Consider the following 19,838-nt stretch of genomic DNA (forward strand, 5'->3'; position numbering starts at 1 on the left):
ACGCACCGTGGGGGTCCGGGGGGCTCGGCCCCCCGGGTGATACGACGAAGCCCCACCTTCGGGAAGACGCGCCAGCGTCGACCGAAGTGGGGCAAAGGGGCTGAGGGCGGCCCGCTCGACCAGCCTGGGGGTCACTGGGAGCGGGCCGCCTCCTTCATCGTAGGTAATAAGTCGCCGTCGCGCTGCATGGGGTCGCCATGTCTTCGAAATTATTTCTTCACGGGTCACCGTGATGGTCGGTGAATTTCCGCGATTCACGGCACATAACCGGTAGTCAGCGGCCATTCGGCCCAGTGACGGCTGCGCTGGCGGACGGAGCAGACACCACCCCGAACGTGACGAAGGTCGCTATCGCCGGATTGACCCCTTCCGCGCGTGCGGCGCCACCCGGTGAGGCAGGATGTCGCGTGATCGGCCTTCGTCAACAAAAGGGGACGGTATGCACGACGGCAGTGGCCGCATCGCGGTGCAGAACCTGAGCAAGCAGTTCGGTGCGGTCAACGCGGTCCAGAATCTGAGCTTCACGGTGGAACCCGGTTCGGTGACCGGCTTCCTCGGCCCGAACGGCGCCGGAAAGACGACGACGCTCCGGATGCTGCTCGGGCTGGTGACGCCCACGAACGGCACGGCGACCATCAACGGGCGCCCGCACGACCAGCTGGGGAATCCGGCACGGGTCGTCGGTTCGGTGCTGGAGAACGAGGGTTTCCACCCGGGGCGCACGGCGCGCAATCACCTGCGCGTGTACTCGGCGGCGATCGGGATGCCGGATCAGCGGGTGGACGAGGTGCTGGGGCTGGTCGGCCTTTCGTCGGCCGCGGACCGCAAGGCGGGCGGGTTCTCGCTCGGCATGCGGCAGCGGCTGGCGCTGGCGACGGCGTTGCTGGGGAACCCGCAGGTGCTGGTGCTGGACGAGCCGACGAACGGGCTCGACCCCGAGGGCATCCTGTGGCTGCGGAACTTCCTGCGCGCGTATGCGCGCGAGGGGCGCACGGTGCTGGTCTCGAGCCACCTTCTGAACGAGGTGGAGCAGACGATCGACCAGGTCGTGATCATCAGCCAGGGCATGACCCGCTACAACGGCTCGCTGGACCAGTTGCGCAAGAGCAACCAGTCCCGGGTGCTGGTGCAGTCGGCCGACGCGAGCGGGCTCGTCGCGGCGTTGCAGGAGGCGGGCATCACGCAGGTCGCGCCGATGCCGGACGGCCGTGTCGCGGTGTCGGGTGCGACGGTGCAGCAGATCGGCGACATCTCGGCCAAGGCGAGCATCGCGGTCTACGGCATGCAGGAGGAGACCGCGGATCTGGAGCGGATGTTCTTCCAGCTGACGCAGGGCCAGTACGCCGCGCCGCCGCCCGGTTTCCAGCAGGGCCCGCCGCCGGGATACCAGGGGCCGCCCCCGGGTTATCAGGGTCCGCCGCCCGGTTACCAAGGTCCGCCTCCCGGCTACGCGCCGCAGAACACGCCGCCGCCCGGTTTCGCGCCGCCGCAGCAGTTCCAGCAGGGCCAGCCGCCGCAACCGCAGCAGTACCAGCAGGCGCCGCCTCAGCAGCAGGCGCAGCAGCAGGGCCAGAACGAGGGCTGGGGAGGCCAGGGCTGATGGGCAACCTGATCAAGGCGGAGTTCCGCAAGACGCTCACGCTCAAGGCGTGGTGGGCGCTGATGATCCCCGCGGTGGTCTTCGCCTTCGCGTTCGCCCTGTTCTGGGGCATGATCACCAACGACTTCAGTGACTTCCTCGGCCGTTCCGACACCCGTGAGCTGACCGAGGCGCTCGGCATCTCGACCGGCGAACTGCCCGTCGGCCTGCTCGCGCTCGGGCACGGCATCAACATCGGCACGATGATCCCGATCATCTTCGGTGTCTTCGCCCTCGCCGGCGAGTACACGAAGAAGACGATCACCACGACGTTCCTCACCGCCCCGAACCGGGTTTCGGCGTTGAGCGCGAAGATGATCACCTACATCGCCTGGGGCGCGATCTACGGCGTGATCATCGTGGGCGCGGCGAGCCTCGGCACCGTGATCACGGTCGACAGCGCGCGCCTGCCCACCGCGGGCCAGTGGCTCGGCGTGCTCGGGGCGGGTGTCCTCGCGACCATCCTGGCGACCCTGTTCGGCATCGGGGTCGGCGCGGTCTGGCGCAGCGTCGTCGGCAGCATCATCACGCTGACCATCTGGATGCTGGTGGTCGAGAACGTCCTCGTGTTCGTCATGTTCGGCGTCGCCGACGTCACGTGGCTGGGCGGCGTCCTGCCGAACGGCACGGTCAACGGCATCGTGGGCGCCATCGGTGCCGAGGCGTTCGGCGCCGCCGGCGTGAAGGTCCCCGGCCTCCAGGACGAGACGGCGTGGGCACTGCAGTACGCGGCGGGCGCTCCCGGCGCGTTCTCGTGGTGGGCCTCGGCGCTCATCTTCTTCGGCTGGACGATGATCTTCTTCCTCGCCGGCTGGGCCGTGAACCAGAAGAAGGACATCACCTGAGTCACCGTTCACAAGTGCCATGAAAGGTCCCTTCATTGCAAATTTTGCAATGAAGGGACCTTTCATGGCATTCGGCTCTGCGCGAACCGGCCGGTCCTGTCGGTGAGGCCGCCTAGGCTTGCGGGGTGACTACTGCTCCACCTCGTCCGCGTCAAGCGAGCCCGGCCCGTGAGACGGCCCCGGTATCCACCGGAGGCTGGATCCGCCGCCTGGCCGCTTCGTGCTGGAAACATCCCTGGCTCGTCGTGCTGTCGCTGGGTGCGGCCATCATCGGCGTCGGGTTGCAGGCCGCCGCTCCGCTGCTGATCCGCGAGGCGCTCGACGACGCCGTCGCCGGCGACACCTCCCGTCTCGGCCTGCTCGCCGCCGTGATGGCGGTACTGCAGGTGCTGACCTTCGGCAACGCCTTCGCCCGCCGGTACGTCGGCGGGCGGCTGGCCCTCGACGTCCAGCACGACCTGCGCCGCCAGGTGTTCAACGCGGTCTCCCGGCTCGACGGCGGCAAGCAGGACGCGCTGCGCACCGGGCAGGTCGCCTCCCGCGCGATCTCGGACCTGCAATTGGTCACGTCGGTCCTGATGCAGGTGCCGCTTTCGGCGGGATCGGTGATCTTCGCGCTCCTGTCGCTCGGCGCGATGCTGTGGATGTCGCCGACGCTGACCCTGATCGCGATGGTGGTCGCCCCCGCGATCGCGATCATCATGGCGGTGAGCCGGAAACGGCTCTTCCCGGCGACGTGGGCGGCCCAGCAGCGCGCGGCCGACGTCGCGCAGCAGGTCGAGGAAACCGTCACCGGCGTACGCGTCGTGAAGGGCTTCGGCCAGGAAGCGCGCGAGGTCGCGAAGCTGGAAAAGACGGCGAAGAAGCTCTTCGCCGAACGCATGCGCGCGGCGCGGCTCTCGGCCTTGCCGACGGCGACGACGGCGGCGCTGCCCGCGGCCGGTCAGGTCGCGGTGCTGGCGGTCGGCGGCGTCCTCGCGCTGAAGGGCGAGATCAGCCTCGGCACCTTCCTGGCGTTCGCCACCTACCTGTCCATCCTGATCGGCCCGGCACGGATGATTTCGAGCCTCATCGTCCAGGCCCAGCTGACCAGGGCCGGGGCGGAACGGGTCAACGAACTGATCGACGCGCAGCCGGACGTCGTCGACAGCCCGGACGCGCGGCCACTGCCCGAAGGCCCGCTCGGCGTCCGGCTGGAGGACGTCTCCTTCGGCTACACGCGGTCGGATCCCGTGCTCGACGGTCTCACGCTGGAGGCCCGGCCGGGCGAAACCCTCGCGCTCGTCGGCACCGCCGGTTCGGGCAAGTCGACGATCTCCTTGCTGCTGCCCCGGTTCTACGACGTGCACAGCGGTTCGGTCCAGGTCGGTGACCTCGACGTCCGCGACGTCCGGCAGCACGACCTGCGCGGCGTGATCGGCGTGGTCTTCGAGGAGGCGTTCCTCTTCTCCTCGTCGGTGCGCGACAACATCGCCTACGGCAGGCCGGACGCCGGCGACGAAGAGATCCGCGCGGCCGCGCGAGCGGCGGAGGCGGACGAGTTCATCCAGCGCCTTCCCGAGGGGTACGACACGCTCGTCGGCGAGCGCGGCCTCACGCTTTCGGGCGGTCAGCGGCAGCGGCTCGGCCTCGCCAGGGCGCTGATGACCGACCCGCGTGTCCTCGTCCTCGACGACGCGACGTCCGCCATCGACACGGTCACCGAGGCGGCCATCCACGACACGCTGCGGTCCGTCACCGCGAGCCGGACCACCCTGCTGATCGCGCACCGCCGCTCCACCCTCGCCCTCGCCGACCGGATCGCCGTGCTGGACAAGGGCCGCGTCGTCGACGTCGGCACCGAGGAGGAACTGCTGGCTCGCTGCCCGCTGTTCCGCGAACTCGTCGCGGGTCCCGGTGACGACGTCGAGGAACCGCACCGCTGCGAAGGACTCGACTGTGGCCCCGCGGGCATCACCCCCGCTCTGTGGCCGGAGCAGGACAAGGCCGACGAACTGTCGGGCGAGCGCAAGGGCACCGGCGGTGAATGGGACGTCGACCTGCCGCCGAGCGGAGAACTCCTCGAAGGCGTCCGGAAACTGCCGCCCGCCACGGACGCCCCGCACCTGCCGGGCACCGACGTCACCGCGCCCGAGCCGAAGTTCCGGCTCGGGCGCCTGCTGAACCCGGTGCGCGGCCCGCTCGCCGTGGTGATCGGGCTGGTGGCGGCGGACGCGCTGGCCACCATCGCGATGCCCGCGCTGTACCAGTACGGCATCGACGGCGGGGTGCGTGCCGGAGCGGAGGCGGTGATCTGGCTGGCCGCCGGCATCGGTGCCTTGGTGATCCTCACGGACTGGCTGGTGGTCTACCTCCAGACCAGGATGACGGCACGGGTCGGGGAGACGGTGCTGTATTCGCTGCGCGTCCGCAGTTACGCCCATCTGCAACGGCTCGGGCTCGACTTCTACGAGCGCGAACTGTCCGGGAAGATCATGACCCGGATGACGACCGACGTCGACGCCCTCTCGACGTTCCTGCAGACCGGCGTCGCGCAGGCCGTGGTGAGCGCGCTGACCCTGGTCGGGATCGCGGCGGCGCTGATGATCACCGACATCGGGCTGGCGACGTACGCGCTCGCGGTGCTGCCGATCCTCGTCGTGGCGACGGTGATCTTCCGCCGGGCGTCGTCCAGGGCGTACACCGAAGCCCGGGAGCGGGTGAGCGTCGTCAACGCGGACATGCAGGAGAACGTGAACGGTCTGCGGGTCGCGCAGGCCTACACCCGCGAGGAGCGGACGGCGGAGAAGTTCGCTTCCCGCAGCGACGAGTACCGGCGTTCGCGGCTGCGCGCCCAGCGCTATGTCGCGACATACTTCCCTTTCGCGGCAATGCTTTCCGGATTGGCCGAGGTCGTCGTGCTGATCGTCGGCGCGAACCGGGTCGCGGCGGGCACGCTGTCGGCCGGTGTGCTGGTGGCGTTCCTGTTGTACCTCGGCCAGTTCTTCTCGCCGATCCAGCAACTGTCCTCGGTGTTCGACGGCTACCAGCAGGCGCGAGTCGGCCTGACCCGCATCGGTGACCTCCTCCGCACGCCGACTTCCGTTCCGGCGGCGGAAAACCCGGTCCCGGTCCCGGAGCGGTTACGAGGCGAGGTCTCCTTCAAGGACGTCGATTTCGCTTACCCCGCGACGGATGACCCCGCTTTGAAAGAGCTGACGCTGGAGGTCGCTTCCGGGGAGACCGTCGCCTTGGTCGGCGCGACGGGCGCCGGCAAGTCGACAGCGGTGAAGCTCGTCGCGCGCTTCTACGACGCCACAGGCGGCGTGGTCCGGATCGACGGGACCGATATCCGCGAGTACGACCTGGCCGCCCTCCGCACGCGAATGGGCGTGGTACCACAGGAAGCGCATCTGTTCTCGGGAACCGTCGCGGACAATGTGCGCTACGGCAGGCCGACCGCGACGGACGCGGAGGTCGAGGAAGCGGTGCGATCCGTCGGCGCGCTCGACGGGGTCGCCGCGCTCCCGGCCGGTTTCCACCAGCCCGTCGGTGAACGCGGACGGTCGCTTTCGGCCGGGCAACGGCAACTCGTCGCCCTCGCCCGCGCCGAACTCGTCGATCCGGACGTCCTCCTGCTCGACGAAGCGACCGCGGCCCTCGACCCGTCCACCGAAGCCGCCGTCCTGCGCGCCACGGAACAACTCGCCCGCCGCCGCACGACGTTCGTGGTCGCGCACCGCCTCGCCACCGCCGCCAAGGCCGACCGGATCGTGGTGCTGGACCACGGCCGCATCATCGAACAAGGCACCCACGCGGAACTGGTCGCCGCGGATGGCCACTACGCGCGCCTTTGGTCACTGGGCTGACCAAGCACGCAATTGGTCACCTGTTTGCGCCTTCTCCACAACGCAAGCAGGTGACCCAATTGCGCAGCAAGGCCATCCGCTTCCCGGCAGGCAAGGAATTTCGGTCGCGCGTGAATCCGCGTACCTGTCATCATCACGCCAAATGAAAGAAGAGCTCCCGGCACGGCAGATCCGCGCCGTGCACACCGAAACCACGATCCGCGTCTATCAGGCGTACTCGCCGGCCATCGCCGACGCCGCCGTGAAGGCGGGCACGTTCGTGCCGCCGTTCAAACGCGAACGCATGACCTGGATCAAGCCGTCCTTCCTCTGGATGGCGTATCGCTGCGGTTGGGCCGCGAAGCCCGGTCAAGAACGCGTACTCGCCCTCGACATCACTCGCGAAGGTTTCGCCTGGGCGCTCGAACACGCGGCGCTCAGCCACTACGACCCGGACGTCCACCCCGACCGGAAGACGTGGCAGGACGAGGTCAAGACCAGCCCCGTCCGCGTCCAGTGGGATCCGGAACGCAGCATCCGGCTCGGCGCCTTACGGCACCGTTCACTCCAGATGGGCCTGAGCGGCGAGGCCGTCGATCGCTATGTCGACAAATGGATCACGGCCGTCACCGACGTCACCTCGACCATGCGCGAGATCGGGGCCCTGGTCGCGGCGAACCGCATCGAAGACGCCGAAGCGCTGCTACCCGCGGAGCGCCCGTACCCCGGTTAAGGCCGCCACTTGAGGCCGCTCATCCCGGCGGCCTCGAGATCCAGGGTGGAAGCCCACCGGAAGGTCCCGGGCCGGACGTGCACCCCGGCCGTCACCGCCCAGTCCGGCTCGTCGGGCTCGACGTGTTCCATCTCCTTGAAGTCGGCGAGCGTCGGCCAGACCGCCGAGCACGAGTCGCACATCAGCACGACCTCACCGGACTCGGTGACCAGCGGGCGCACACGCCCCTCGTCCCAGAACGACGGGCACTCGTCGAGCCACATCGGCTGTCACCACCTCGCGGGTGATCGGCGGCCGGCACGACACCGGCCGCATCGTCCAGCCAGCGAAGCCCCCTGACGTGAACTTCAGGCTGTCCAGACCCGACGAGACGGCGAACCTTCACCGACGAAACAGCGATTTGACCTGCACGGACGGCGAAAACGACAGCAAAGGTCCCCCGCTCCCCCGAACGGCCGAGGACCGGGGCGACGGGGAAATATTTTCGGTCTCTTGATCGAGACAGTGACCCATCACCTAGTGCGCCACGCCTCACACAGGCCAGTTCCATCACACGGCTGCGACCGAGGGGGTTAGCCTGGTAGGCGCATCAGCGGTGTTCAAGATCTCGAGACGGATAGAGGCGAGTCCAAGCCGTGTCCAGCAGCAGCCCTGCGTCACAATTCGGCCCCAACGAGTGGGTCGTCGAGGAAATGTACGACCAGTTCCTCGCCGACCCCAGCTCAGTCGATGCCGCCTGGCACGACTTCTTCGCGGACTTCAAGCCAACGCAGGCCGCGCAGACCAAGGCTGACGACGCGCGTCAGACCTCCGCGGAGACCGCCAAGGAGGGCCCGGGCTCCAACGGCCAGGCCTCCGCGCCGTCCCCGCAGACGGTCCGCAACGCCGAGTCCACCGCGAAGCAGACGGCCCCGAAGACCGAGGCGAAGCCCGCCCCCGCGAAGCCCGCCCCGAAGACCGAGGCGAAGGCGGCGGCCCCCAAGTCCGCGCCCAAGGCGGCCGAGAAGGCCCCGGCCAAGCCCGCCGAGAAGGACGCCGAGCCGGAGTCGAAGCAGCTCCGTGGTGCCGCGGCCGCGATCGCGAAGAACATGGACGCCTCGCTGTCCGTGCCGACGGCCACGAGTGTGCGCGCCGTCCCGGCGAAGCTGATGGCCGACAACCGCATCGTCATCAACAACCACCTCAAGCGCACGCGCGGCGGCAAGATCTCCTTCACGCACCTCATCGGGTACGCGATGGTGCGCGCGCTGAAGAACTTCCCGAACATGAACCGGCACTACCAGCTGATCGACGGGAAGCCGTTCGCGGTCACGCCGGAGCACGTGAACTTCGGTCTCGCGATCGACATGAAGGGCAAGGAAGGCTCCCGCACGCTCGTCGTGGCCTCCATCAAGGCCACCGAGAACATGACCTTCATGCAGTTCTGGCAGGCCTACGAGGAGATCGTCAAGAAGGCCCGCAACGGCAAGCTGACCGCTGACGACTTCGCCGGCACCACGATCTCGCTGACCAACCCCGGCGGCATCGGCACCAACCACTCGGTGCCGCGGTTGCAGGCGGGCCAGGGCGCGATCATCGGCGTCGGCGCCATGCAGTACCCGGCGCATTTCGAGGGCACCAGCGAGAAGGCCCTGGTCGACCTCGGTGTCTCGAAGATCATGACGCTGACCTCGACGTACGACCACCGCATCATCCAGGGTGCGGAGTCGGGCGAGTTCCTCAAGCGCATCCACGAGCTGCTGCTCGGCGAAGACGGCTTCTACGACGACGTCTTCACCAGCCTGCGCCTGCCCTACGAGCCGATCCGCTGGGTCGCCGACATCCCGGACGGCCCGGTCGACAAGACCGCGCGCGTGATCGAGCTGATCGACGCCTTCCGCATGCGCGGTCACCTGATGGCCGACACCGACCCGCTGAACTACCGGCAGCGCAGCCACGCCGACCTCGACGTCCTCTCCCACGGCCTGACCCTGTGGGACCTGGACCGCGAGTTCCCGGTCGGCGGCTTCGCCGGCCAGGAGCGGATGAAGCTGCGTGACATCCTCGGCGTGCTGCGCAACTCCTACTGCCGCACCGTCGGCATCGAGTACACGCACATCCTCGACCCCGAGGAGCGTCGCTGGATCCAGGACCGCATCGAGATCCCGCACGAGAAGCCGGACCCCGCGGTCCAGAAGTACGTGCTCTCGAAGCTGAACGCCGCCGAGGCGTTCGAGACCTTCCTGCAGACCAAGTACGTCGGCCAGAAGCGGTTCTCCCTCGAAGGTGGCGAGACCGCGATCCCGCTGCTCGACACGCTGCTGGACAAGGCCGCCGAGCACGAACTCGACGAGGTCGTCATCGGCATGCCGCACCGCGGCCGCCTGAACGTGCTGGCGAACATCGTCGGCAAGCCGATCGCGCAGATCTTCCAGGAGTTCGAGGGCAACCTCGACCCCGGCCAGGCGCACGGTTCGGGTGACGTGAAGTACCACCTCGGCGCCGAGGGCAAGTACTTCCGCATGTTCGGTGACGGCGAGACCAAGGTGTCGCTGACCGCGAACCCGTCGCACCTGGAGACCGTCGACCCGGTGCTCGAAGGCATCGTCCGCGCGAAGCAGGACATCCTCGACAAGGGCGACAGTGACACAGGGGGCTTCTCCGTGCTGCCCGTCCTGATGCACGGCGACGCGGCCTTCGCGGGCCAGGGCGTCGTGGCCGAGACCCTGAACCTGGCGCTGCTGCGCGGGTACCGCACCGGCGGCACCGTGCACGTCATCGTCAACAACCAGGTCGGTTTCACCACCGCGCCCGAGCACTCGCGTTCGAGCCAGTACGCCACCGACGTCGCGAAGATGATCGGTTCGCCGATCTTCCACGTGAACGGCGACGACCCCGAGGCCGCGCACTGGGTGGCCAAGCTGGCCGTCGACTACCGCCAGGCGTTCCACAAGGACGTCGTGATCGACCTGATCTGCTACCGCCGCCGCGGCCACAACGAGGGCGACGACCCCTCGATGACGCAGCCGGCGATGTACGACATCATCGACACGAAGCGTTCGGTCCGGAAGACCTACACCGAATCGCTGATCGGCCGCGGCGACATCTCCGTCGAAGAGGCCGAAGCCGCGTTGCGCGACTTCTCCAGCCAGCTGGAGCACGTGTTCAACGAGGTCCGCGAGCTGGAGAAGCACCCGGCGAAGGCCAGCCCCTCCGTCGAGGAGGAGCAGCAGGTCCCGGCCAAGGTGCCCACCGCCACCACCAGCGAGGTCATCGAGCACATCGGTGACGCGTTCCTCAACGTGCCCGAGGGCTTCACCCCGCACCCGCGGGTCAAGCCGGTCATGGAACGCCGCCACAAGATGTCCCGCGAAGGCGGCATCGACTGGGCGTTCGGTGAGCTGCTCGCCTTCGGTTCGCTGGCCATGGAAGGCCGCCTCGTGCGGCTGTCCGGCCAAGACTCCCGCCGCGGCACCTTCACCCAGCGCCACTCGGTGCTGATCGACCGCAAGACCGGCCAGGAGTACTCGCCGCTGGCCAGCCTCGCCGAGGGCCAGGGCCGCGTCATGATCTACGACTCGGCGTTGTCCGAGTACGCCGCGGTCGGCTTCGAGTACGGCTACTCCGTGGCCAACTCCGAAGCGCTGGTCATGTGGGAAGCGCAGTTCGGTGACTTCGTCAACGGCGCGCAGACCGTCATCGACGAGTACATCTCCTCCGGCGAGGCCAAGTGGGGCCAGCTCTCCGACGTCGTGCTGCTGCTGCCGCACGGCCACGAAGGCCAGGGCCCGGACCACACCTCCGGCCGCATCGAGCGCTTCCTCTCGCTGTGCGCCGAAGGCTCCATGACCGTCTCCGTGCCGTCGACCCCGGCGAACTACTTCCACCTGCTCCGCCGCCACGCCCTCGACGGAGTCAACCGGCCGCTGGTGGTCTTCACCCCCAAGTCGATGCTGCGCAACAAGGCGGCGACCTCGGCGGTCGAGGACTTCACCGGCCAGTCGAAGTTCATGTCGGTCATCGACGACGCCGATGTCGACCCGTCGAAGGTGCGCAAGGTCCTGCTGACCTCGGGCAAGCTCTACTGGGAGCTGGTGGCCGAGCGGACGAAGCGCGAGGCGAACGACATCGCGATCGTGCGGGTCGAGCAGTACTACCCGCTGCCGAAGAAGAAGCTGCTGGCGGCGCTCGAGCGCTACAACGGCGCTCCCGCGGTCTGGGTCCAGGAGGAGCCGGAGAACCAGGGCGCGTGGCCGTTCTTCGGCCTGAACCTGCCGCGGAAGCTCCCGGAGGTGTTCTCCAGCCTGGACGTCGTTTCGCGTCGTCCGATGGCGGCCCCGTCGGCCGGTTCGTCCAAGGTGCACGAGGTCGAGCAGAAGGCGCTGATCGCGCGGGCGTTCGACTGATCGCCTGACTTGAGCTGAAGGGCCCTTCACCGCTCCATCCATGCCCCCGCCGCCCTCGACTGAGGCGCTGCGCGCCCGGCCTGGATTCCAGCGGTGAAGGGCCCCTTCGCTGCGTCTGATGCGGGGAAGGGGCCCTTCAGCCGATCGCCTCGGAGGTCGCCTTGGCCATCTTCAGCGCGTTCTCCTTGCAGACCGTCTGGTTGACCGTCCCGGACGCGTCGGGGCCGGTCACGATGATCTCGCCTTCGATGTTGCCCTGGTAGAACTTGATCTGACACTGGCTCGGCGAATCGAGCTTGGTGTGCACGGCTTTGGTCGACTTCGCCATGCCGGGGATGAGCACGCCCCCATCGGTCACGGCGTTCTCGACGCCCGCCTTCGCCCACGCCTCACCGGCGCCGGACCCCGGCTCCTTCGACTTGGACAGGTACATCGAGACGGTCGCCGAAGGCGCGTTGGGCTCACGCCAGCTGCAGAACGAACGGGTGTAGGTGATGTCGTCGTTCGACGTGCTCGCCGGCTCCTCGCCCTTCGGCGTTTCCAGCGGCGGCAGGTTCCTCACCTTGCTGCCGATCTTCTCGCAGCCGGGCATGGAGGTGTACTTGTCCGGCGGCCCGGTCTTCTTGGAAGAGGTCGGCGCCGCGGTCGGGGACGAACCGGAGTCGTCGGACAACAGCAGGAAGGCCGCGACCCCGCCACCGCCGAGCAGCACCACCGCGCCGATGACGAGCCCGACGATGAGCCCGGTGTTCGATTTCTTGGGCGGCGGCCCGTATCCGGGTGGCGGATAGCCGGGATATCCCTGCGGCGGATACGGCTGCTGAGGTCCCTGCGGATAGGGCGGTCCGGGGTGCATGCGGAGAGGGTAAGGCCTCGTGATGGTCCTTAGTGGACGAACGCCGCAACTGGGCGCCGAATCACTCTCCGGAGACGGGAAGGTCCCCTTCCCAGCAGGAGGAAGGGGACCTTCACGTATTCCAGGGGTGGATCAGACGGTCAGCGACCAGCTGTTGAGCGAGCCGGTGTCGGCCCGGTACACGTCCTGCACCTTCAGCTTCCAGGCGCCGTTCGCGGCCTCGGCCGAGACGTTGGCGGTGTAGGTGGTGTTGATGTTGTCGGACGAGTCGTTGTTCGAATTCTTCAGGCGGTACGAGCTGCCGTCCGGTGCGACCAGGTCGATGACGAGGTCACCGACGTAGGTGTGCGTGATGTTCACCGCGACCTTGGTGGTGGCCGAGGCGTTGCGGGCGCAGTTCGCGACGGTGATCGTGCTGGTCACCGCGGCACCGGCGTCGGGGATGGCGACGACGCCGCTGTTGGTCTGCGTGCCACAGGGGGTCGGCTCGGGGCCGGGGCCACCGTCGGCGCCGGTGTAGAGCAGCACGTTCGGCGAACCGGCACCCGGGTTGGTCACCTTGTCCTTGGTGCCGTTGGCGACCAGGGCGTCACGGACCTGCTTCGGCGTGGCCGTCGGGTTGGCGGAGGCGTACAGGGCCGCCGCGCCGACGACGTGCGGGGTCGCCATCGAGGTACCGCTGATGGTGTTGGTGCCGTTGTTCAGCCACGTCGACGTGATGTTGCTGCCCGGCGCGAAGATGTCGAGGCAGGTGCCGATGTTGGAGAAGCTGGACCGCGCGTCCGTGTTCGTCGTCGAGCCGACGGTGATCGCTTCCGGTGTACGGGCGGGCGAGACGTTGCAGGCGTTGGCGCCCGTGTCGTTACCGGCCGCGACACCATAGGTGACACCCGACGCGATCGACCGCTGGACGGCCTGGTCGAGGGTGGCCGACGCGCCGCCGCCGAGGCTCATGTTCGCGACGGCCGGCTTGACGGCGTTCGCGGTCACCCAGTCGACACCGGCGATGACGCCGGCGGTCGTCCCGGAACCGGAGCAGTTCAGCACGCGGACGGCGACGAGCTTGACGCCCTTGGCCAGACCGTGCGCGGTACCGCCGATGGTGCCGGCGACGTGGGTGCCGTGGCCCTGGCAGTCCGTGGCGTCGTTGTCGTTGTCGACGGTGTCACGGCCGTGGGTCGCGCGCCCGCCGAAGTCGGGGTGCGTGGTGAGGATGCCGGTGTCGACGACGTAGGCGGTGACGTTCGAGGCCGTGGTGCTGTAGCTGTACTTCTGGTCCAGCGGAAGGTTCCGCTGGTCGACCCGGTCCAGGCCCCACGACGGCGGGTTCGGCTGATCCGCCGAAATCGAGACCGTCTGGTTCTGCTCCACGTAGGCCACCGCGGGGTCGGCGGCGACGCGCTTCGCCTGCTTTTCGGTCAGCACACCGGAGAAACCGTGGACCGAAGAAGCGAAGGTCTTCTCGATCGTGCCGCCGTGGCGCTTGGTCACGCTCTTCGCGGTGGCTTCGACCGACGAGCCGTCCTTCAGCACGACGATGTAGCTGTCCTTGACGGCCTTGTCGCTACCCGCGTTGACGATCGAACCCTCCGCCGCCGACGCGACGGTGGTACCGCCCAGCGCCGTCAGCACGGCGACGGCCGCGGCCACACCGAAGGCGGGCAGTCGTCTCTTCAGGGTTCCCAGGGAATTGTTCAAGATATTCCTCCCAGGCAGGGGCGACCCACGGGCGTGAATGGCCCGCCGGATCGTTGGGGTGACTCAGAGGTGAAGCGCGTTCCACTTGGGAGCGCAGGCTGAGACTAAGTCTCGGATTCACCCCAAGGAAGACCTTGCATTACGGACATCTCGGTAGTAGTGGACGGCACGTCGGCGCAGTTCGGGCACCGTTCAGCCCCCGCCTTTAGTCGCGTTTTGCGCCCGTACGGCCCACGAAGAATTGGGGATCCGCACATCCGGTGGTCGCTTTCCGGCCCACCGGAAGTTTCAGTGGCGTGGAAGTACACACGGATGGCCGCCTACTAAAGTAGCGACCTCGGCGGGCGGAAATCGATTTCCACCCTACCTTCGGAGGGAGCACACTCGGGCGCATGCTGCTCCGACAGGAAATCCCGGCCGACCGCGCGGCGATCCACGCCGTGCATCTGGCCGCGTTCGCGAAACACAGTGTCTCGGTGGTCGAGGCGAGACTCGTCGATGAACTGCGGGAGGACGGCGCCCTGATCGGCGCACTGTCCATCGTGGCCGAACGCGAGGGCAAGGTCGTCGGGCATGTCTGCTGCAGCCCGGCCCAGCTCGGCTCCGACGAGAAGTCGGCGGTGGGCCTCGGTCCGCTCGGTGTCCTGCCCGAGTACCACGCCTCCGGCATCGGCTCCGCGCTCGTGCACGCGGTTCTCGGCGCGGCGGACGCCCTCGGCTACGGCGCCGTCGTCCTGCTGGGCGACCCGGCTTACTACGCCCGCTTCGGCTTCGTACTCGCCGCCCAGCACGGGATCACGCCGCCGGTCGCGGAATGGGCGCCGCACTTCCAGGTCCGCACCCTTCGCGCGTACAGACCCGATCTCCAGGGCGAGTTCCGCTACTCCCCCGCCTTCGACCGCCTGTGACCCCACCGTAATTCGGCACCTGGTTGCGATAGTTCGAATGACGAACTATCGCAACCAGGTGCCGAATTGCGTGGGGATCAGGCGGGCGCGAGGAGGTTGTTCCGGCGCAGGAACTCGTCGGCGATGTCGAGCGGGTTGCGCTTTTCCTCGCTGAACCGGACGTTCAACTCGGTCAATTGCTCGGTCGTGAGCGCCGCCGAAACGCGATTCAGCGCGTCGACCTCCTTCGACGACAAGGTCCCCTTCGCCGCGAGGGGCACGATGTTCTGCGCGGGGAACATGTTCTTGTCGTCCACCAGGGGCACGAACCCGTTCGCGGCGATCGACGAGGACGTGCTGAACAGATCGGCGACCTGGATGTCGCCGGACTTCAACGCGGCGACCGTGACCGGGCCGCCGGTGTCGGTCGTGCGGATCTCGGCGAACTCACAACCGTAGAGGGTCTTGATCTTGTCCTTCCAGCGGCTGCTCCACTGACCGGGACCGCCGAACACGAGTTCCTTGCACCGCTTGCCGAGATCGGAAAAGGTCCGCACGCCGGAATCGGCGAGTTCCCTGCGCACCACCAACAGGTCCTTGTCCTCCGCGGGCGCCTGCTCGAGGACTTCGAATCCGGACGGCAGCTTCTGCTTCAGTTGCGTGTAGACGTCTTGCGGGGTGGTGGCCTGCGTGTCCTTGTCGAAGTAGCGCAGCAGGTTCCCGCTGTAATCCGGGACGACCGAAAGTGATTTGTCCTGCAGTGCCTTGACGACGACCTCGCGGCTGCCGACCGGTGGCCGCACGGTCACGTTCTCCGCGCCCGCGTTGCGCAGCGCGCCCGCGTAGATCTGGGCCAGCAGCAGGGTTTCCCCGACATCCGAGGCGCCGATGACGATGTCGCCGGTGGTACCGCCCTCGGCACCGCCGGCGAGCGGGTTGCCACAGCTCGCCGTGAGCAAAGCGAGCCCGGCGGCCAGCGCCGCCATCCTCCGCCTCATGCCTTCGCCTTCTTCCCGCTCGCGGCCTGCGCCAGCCGAACTCCCTTGGGCACCAGCAGACGTTGCACGCCCGCCAGCGCCAGATCCAGTACGACGGCGAGCAACGTCGTCAGGAGCGCCCCCGCGACCACCTGTGGATAGTCCAAAATGGCCAGTCCGTCGAGCAGGAACCGGCCGAGCCCGCCGAGTCCGACGTAGGCGGCCACGGCCGCCGTCGCCACCAGTTGCAACACCGAATTCCGCACTCCGCCGAGCACGAGCGGCAGCGAGATGGGCACCTCGACCTTCCACAATCGCTGCCAGCCGGTCATTCCGATGCCCTGCGCCGCGTCGACCACCCCTCGGTCGGTGGCCTGGAGGCCGGCGTAGGTCCCGGCGAGGATCGGCGGGATGGCGAGCACCACGAGCCCGATGATCGTCGAAAGCTCGCTCTCGGTGAAGAGCAGGAACAGGAAGGTCACCAGCCCCAGCGTCGGCAGCGCGCGGATCGCGTTGCCGCCGCTCACCAGCAGCACCGCGCCGCGACCGGTGTGCCCGACGTAGAGCCCGAGCGGGATCGCGATGATCAACGCGAAGACCAGCGCCAATGCCGTGTAGCCGAGGTGCTGCAGCAACCGGGCCGGCACGCCGTCCGTGCCCTGCCAACGGGCCGGGTCCCCGAACCAGTTCAGGACGTCGCCGATCATTTCGCCCCCGCCGTGGTCGCCACCCGGTCCCAGGGTGTGAGGAGATTGCGGAGCTGAACCAGCGCCAGGTCGACGACCAGGGCGAGCAACAGTGTCGCGACGATCCCGACGACGATCGGCGAGAAGTACTCACGCTGGAAGCCGTCGGTGAACAGCACGCCGAGCCCGCCGGTGCCGATCAGCGCGCCGACACTGACCAGGCTGATGTTGCTGACCGAGGCCACCCGGACGCCTGCCGCGAGCACCGGCACCGAAAGCGGCAGCTCCACGGTGAGGAAGCGGCGCGCGGGTTCGTAGCCGATGGCCGTGGCCGCGGCGACGACGTGCGGCGGGACCGCGTCGAGCGCGTCCAGCACCGGGCGCACGAGCAGGGCGGCGGTGTAGACGGTGAGTGCCACGATGACGTTGACGCTGTCGAGGATCTTCGAACCGATGATACCCGGGATCACCACGAACAAGGCGAGCGACGGGATCGTGTACAGCAGGTTCGACACCACCAGCAGCACGGACCGCGCCGCGGCGAACCGGTGGCCGAGCCAGCCCGCCAGCACCGCGATCAGCAGGCCCAGCACCAGCGGCACCAGGGAGAGGTAGACGTGGTCGAGGAGGTTGCCGAAGAACTGCGAGCGGTTGTTGGCACTGCCCAGGTAGCGGCCCAGCTCCGCGAAGAAGCCGCCCATCAGGAACTCAGCGACGGCGCTTCGATCACCTCGAGGACTTGCCGGGCTCTGACCACGCCGAGGACCTTCTGGTCGGCGTCGACCACGACACCGAGGCTGGCGGGCGAGGAGAGCGCCGCGTCGAGCGCGCCGCGGATCGGTGCACCCTGGACGTACAGCGAGCCGCCCGCGACGAGATCGGTCTCGGCGAGTTCACCGTCCACAGTGGACCCAGGACGCAGCCAGCCGCGCGGCTGTCCGCCGGCGTTGACCGCGACCCGCCACTCGTCGGACGGTCCGGGACCGGGCTTGCCGACCTCGACCCGCTCGACGTCTTCGACGACGATCCCTTCCGCCGAGAGGAACGAAAGCCCGCGGTAGCCGCGGTCCTTGCCCACGAACGAAGCCACGAAGTCGTCGACGGGATGACGCAGCACCTCGGACGGCGTGCCGTACTGCGCGAGCACCCCGCCGACGCGGAGCACCGCGATCTTGTCGCCGAGGCGCACGGCCTCGTCGATGTCGTGGGTGACGAACACGATCGTCTTCCCCAGCTGCGATTGCAGGCGCAGCAACTCGTCCTGCAGTTCTTCGCGGACGATCGGGTCGACGGCGGAGAACGGCTCGTCCATCAGCAGCACCGGCGAATCCGCCGCGAGCGCCCTGGCGACGCCGACGCGCTGCTGCTGGCCACCGGAAAGCTGGGCGGGATAGCGCTTGCCGAGTTCCGCGGGCAGGCCGACGGTTTCGAGCAGTTCGGCGGCGCGTGCGCGGGCCTTGCCCTTGTCCCAGCCGGACAGCAGCGGCACGGTCGCGACGTTGTCGAGGACCGTCCTGTGTGGAAAGAGGCCGGCGTGCTGGATGACGTAACCGATGCCGCGGCGCAGCAGCGCCGGGTCGCCGTCGCTGACGTCCTCGCCGTCGAGCAGTACCGTGCCCGACGTCGGCTCGACCATGCGGTTGATCATCCGCAGCGACGTGGTCTTGCCGCAGCCGGAGGGCCCGACGAAGACGGTGATCGTGCCGTCCTCCACGGTGAGGTTCAGGTCGTCGACCGCGACCGTCCCGTCCGGATACCGCTTGGTCACGCCACGGAACTCGATAGTCACGTGTCTCTCCCCATGTCTGGTCGAAAAACCGTAGCCCAGATCGTGGGCGTTGGCACGGTGTCTCAGGGGGCGGGTCACTAGGCTGCTGCCTGTGAGTTCCCCCCTCGATGACGTCTTCGCGGCGCACGGTGTCCACGTGCGACCGCTCCATCAGGTGATATCCCTGCTCCGGACGGATTGGCGTGCTCTCGGCGAACTGGTCCGGCTCAGCACCGCGCCACGCCGGAGTGTCGAAGACGTCCTGACCGCGCTCGGCGACGACCTCGAGCGGAACGAGTCGCGCGTCCGGCTGGCCCCCGCCGCCAGGGAGAAGTACGCGCGCTTCGAGGCACGGGACCGGAAATCCGACCCCGACCTGCTGAAGACCATCACCAGCTACGTCGAGCACGTGCCGATGCCGCTGGCCGCGCTCGACCACGTGCAGGCGACACCGGAGACCGTGCTGAACCGCGCGTTGTGGCTGGACGAGCGCTACGACCTCGCGACGGCGAAACTGCTGTTCCTGGGTGACCACGACCTCACTTCGCTGGCCGTCCGCGCGTTGCGGCCCGACGCGGACCTCACCGTCGTGGACCTCGACGATCGTGTCCTCGCCTACATCGACGAACTCAGCGAGCGGTCGATCCGCACCCTGCACACCGATCTGCGCGTCGGCCTGCCACCCTCGGTGACCGGCCGGATGGATCTCGTGTTCAGTGATCCGCCTTACACCCCCGAAGGAATGGGCTTGTTCGCGGCACGCGGGGTGCAGGCACTCGCCGAACCCTCGGAGGGGCGGCTGCTGCTCGCCTACGGTTACAGCCCGCGCCATCCCGCGCTGGGCGCGCAGGTGCAGCGGGCACTCGCGACGCTCGGGCTGACCTTCGAAGCGATCCTGCCGGACTTCAACCGGTACTTCGGCGCGCAGGCGATCGGCAGCGCGGCGGATCTCTACGTCTGTCAGCCGACCGCGAAGTCGAAGAAGAACCGCGGTGGCAAGGGAAAGACCTCGATCTACACCCACGGCCCGCAGTCGGTGGAATCCGCCGGCGCGGCCAAGCCGTCACTGCTGGACAAGCTGCACGAGATCGCCACCGAGGGCGGGCTGGCGCTGGAGTCGCGGCCGGTCGACTGGTCCGGTTCCGGACCGGAGGGCGACGCGGTCGCGATGGATCTTTCGGCAGACCCCGGCCCGTGGCTGCTGCGGACCTTGCTGGGCACCAACGCGCGACGGCTGGCACTGCTGGTCCCGAACTCGCATCCCGACCTGACGAACGCCGAGGCACAGGGCGCGCTCAACCGGCTGGTCGGGGCGAAGTACAAGCTGCGGCTGCTGCGGAGCACCCCGGACAACCGGCACGCCATCGTCGTCGCGGACGCCGTCGAGCACCAGGACGAACTGCTGACCCGCGCGCACGCGCGGCTGGCGAACGTGTCACTGGACGTGCCGTCGGACCTCACGGACGCGCGGCTGATCGACCTGCCGCGGCACCGGCTGGCGGAGCTGCTCGGCTGAGCCGCGCTCGTCATCGGAACT

General features: G+C 68.4%; 14 protein-coding genes. 7 read left to right on the forward strand and 7 right to left on the reverse strand.

Translation table 11 applies throughout. The annotated features are described in order from the left end of the window. Nucleotides 1-439: 439 nt before the first annotated feature. The 4 genes from P3102_RS30865 to P3102_RS30880 all read left to right on the forward strand — a co-directional run bounded on the left by P3102_RS30865 (nucleotide 440) and on the right by P3102_RS30880 (nucleotide 7,044). On the forward strand, nucleotides 440-1,600 hold the full coding sequence (locus P3102_RS30865) for an ABC transporter ATP-binding protein (protein WP_276363948.1): 1,161 nt from the start codon (nucleotides 440-442) through the stop codon (nucleotides 1,598-1,600). Further along, nucleotides 1,600-2,484: an ABC transporter permease subunit gene (locus P3102_RS30870; protein ID WP_276363949.1), complete on the forward strand. Its 885-nt coding sequence runs from the start codon at nucleotides 1,600-1,602 to the stop codon at nucleotides 2,482-2,484. The genes P3102_RS30865 and P3102_RS30870 overlap by 1 nt, the downstream gene beginning before the upstream one ends. A gap of 200 nt (nucleotides 2,485-2,684) precedes the next feature. After that, nucleotides 2,685-6,332, forward strand: coding sequence for an ABC transporter ATP-binding protein (locus P3102_RS30875; RefSeq protein ID WP_276371424.1), 3,648 nt, complete (start codon nucleotides 2,685-2,687; stop codon nucleotides 6,330-6,332). A gap of 142 nt (nucleotides 6,333-6,474) precedes the next feature. After that, entirely contained in the window at nucleotides 6,475-7,044 is a 570-nt protein-coding gene (locus tag P3102_RS30880; protein ID WP_276363951.1) for a DUF4291 domain-containing protein, read from the forward strand. Here P3102_RS30880 and P3102_RS30885 read toward each other — a convergent pair. Beyond that, nucleotides 7,041-7,307, reverse strand: coding sequence for a hypothetical protein (locus P3102_RS30885; RefSeq protein ID WP_276363953.1), 267 nt, complete (start codon nucleotides 7,305-7,307; stop codon nucleotides 7,041-7,043). The genes P3102_RS30880 and P3102_RS30885 overlap by 4 nt on opposite strands. Before the next feature lie 372 nt (nucleotides 7,308-7,679). Between P3102_RS30885 and P3102_RS30890 the strand changes: the two genes are divergently transcribed. After that, a complete protein-coding gene (locus P3102_RS30890; RefSeq protein WP_276363954.1) occupies nucleotides 7,680-11,429 on the forward strand; it encodes a multifunctional oxoglutarate decarboxylase/oxoglutarate dehydrogenase thiamine pyrophosphate-binding subunit/dihydrolipoyllysine-residue succinyltransferase subunit in 3,750 nt (1,249 codons plus the stop codon). A 136-nt stretch (nucleotides 11,430-11,565) separates the two neighbouring features. Here P3102_RS30890 and P3102_RS30895 read toward each other — a convergent pair whose 3' ends face one another. Beyond that, nucleotides 11,566-12,285, reverse strand: coding sequence for a hypothetical protein (locus tag P3102_RS30895; RefSeq protein WP_276363956.1), 720 nt, complete (start codon nucleotides 12,283-12,285; stop codon nucleotides 11,566-11,568). Between the two features lie 132 nt (nucleotides 12,286-12,417). Then, the gene (locus P3102_RS30900) at nucleotides 12,418-13,983 is read right to left on the reverse strand and encodes a S8 family peptidase (RefSeq protein WP_276363957.1); all 1,566 of its coding nucleotides are present in this window, start codon (nucleotides 13,981-13,983) and stop codon (nucleotides 12,418-12,420) included. A 392-nt stretch (nucleotides 13,984-14,375) separates the two neighbouring features. On the opposite strand from P3102_RS30900, the gene P3102_RS30905 reads away from it, so the two are divergent. Continuing rightward, nucleotides 14,376-14,891 (forward strand): N-acetyltransferase, encoded by a 516-nt coding sequence (locus tag P3102_RS30905; protein WP_276363959.1) that lies wholly within the window; start codon nucleotides 14,376-14,378, stop codon nucleotides 14,889-14,891. A 77-nt stretch (nucleotides 14,892-14,968) separates the two neighbouring features. Here P3102_RS30905 and P3102_RS30910 read toward each other — a convergent pair whose 3' ends face one another. Genes P3102_RS30910 through P3102_RS30925 form a run of 4 tightly spaced genes read right to left on the reverse strand, consistent with a single transcriptional unit; the run spans nucleotide 14,969 to nucleotide 18,322 of the window. After that, nucleotides 14,969-15,868, reverse strand: a complete 900-nt coding sequence (locus P3102_RS30910; RefSeq protein WP_276363960.1) for an ABC transporter substrate-binding protein — start codon at nucleotides 15,866-15,868, stop codon at nucleotides 14,969-14,971. Then, nucleotides 15,865-16,554, reverse strand: coding sequence for an ABC transporter permease subunit (locus P3102_RS30915; protein ID WP_276363961.1), 690 nt, complete (start codon nucleotides 16,552-16,554; stop codon nucleotides 15,865-15,867). The genes P3102_RS30910 and P3102_RS30915 overlap by 4 nt, the downstream gene beginning before the upstream one ends. After that, entirely contained in the window at nucleotides 16,551-17,234 is a 684-nt protein-coding gene (locus P3102_RS30920) for an ABC transporter permease subunit (protein WP_276363963.1), read from the reverse strand. The genes P3102_RS30915 and P3102_RS30920 overlap by 4 nt, the downstream gene beginning before the upstream one ends. Further along, on the reverse strand, nucleotides 17,234-18,322 hold the full coding sequence (locus tag P3102_RS30925; protein WP_276363964.1) for an ATP-binding cassette domain-containing protein: 1,089 nt from the start codon (nucleotides 18,320-18,322) through the stop codon (nucleotides 17,234-17,236). Before P3102_RS30925 ends, P3102_RS30920 begins: the two co-directional genes overlap by 1 nt. Nucleotides 18,323-18,413: 91 nt before the next feature. Between P3102_RS30925 and P3102_RS30930 the strand changes: the two genes are divergently transcribed. Then, on the forward strand, nucleotides 18,414-19,817 hold the full coding sequence (locus P3102_RS30930) for a bis-aminopropyl spermidine synthase family protein (protein ID WP_276363966.1): 1,404 nt from the start codon (nucleotides 18,414-18,416) through the stop codon (nucleotides 19,815-19,817). Nucleotides 19,818-19,838: the final 21 nt, after the last annotated feature.

This window comes from Amycolatopsis sp. QT-25, from assembly GCF_029369745.1.
Taxonomy (GTDB): domain Bacteria; phylum Actinomycetota; class Actinomycetes; order Mycobacteriales; family Pseudonocardiaceae; genus Amycolatopsis.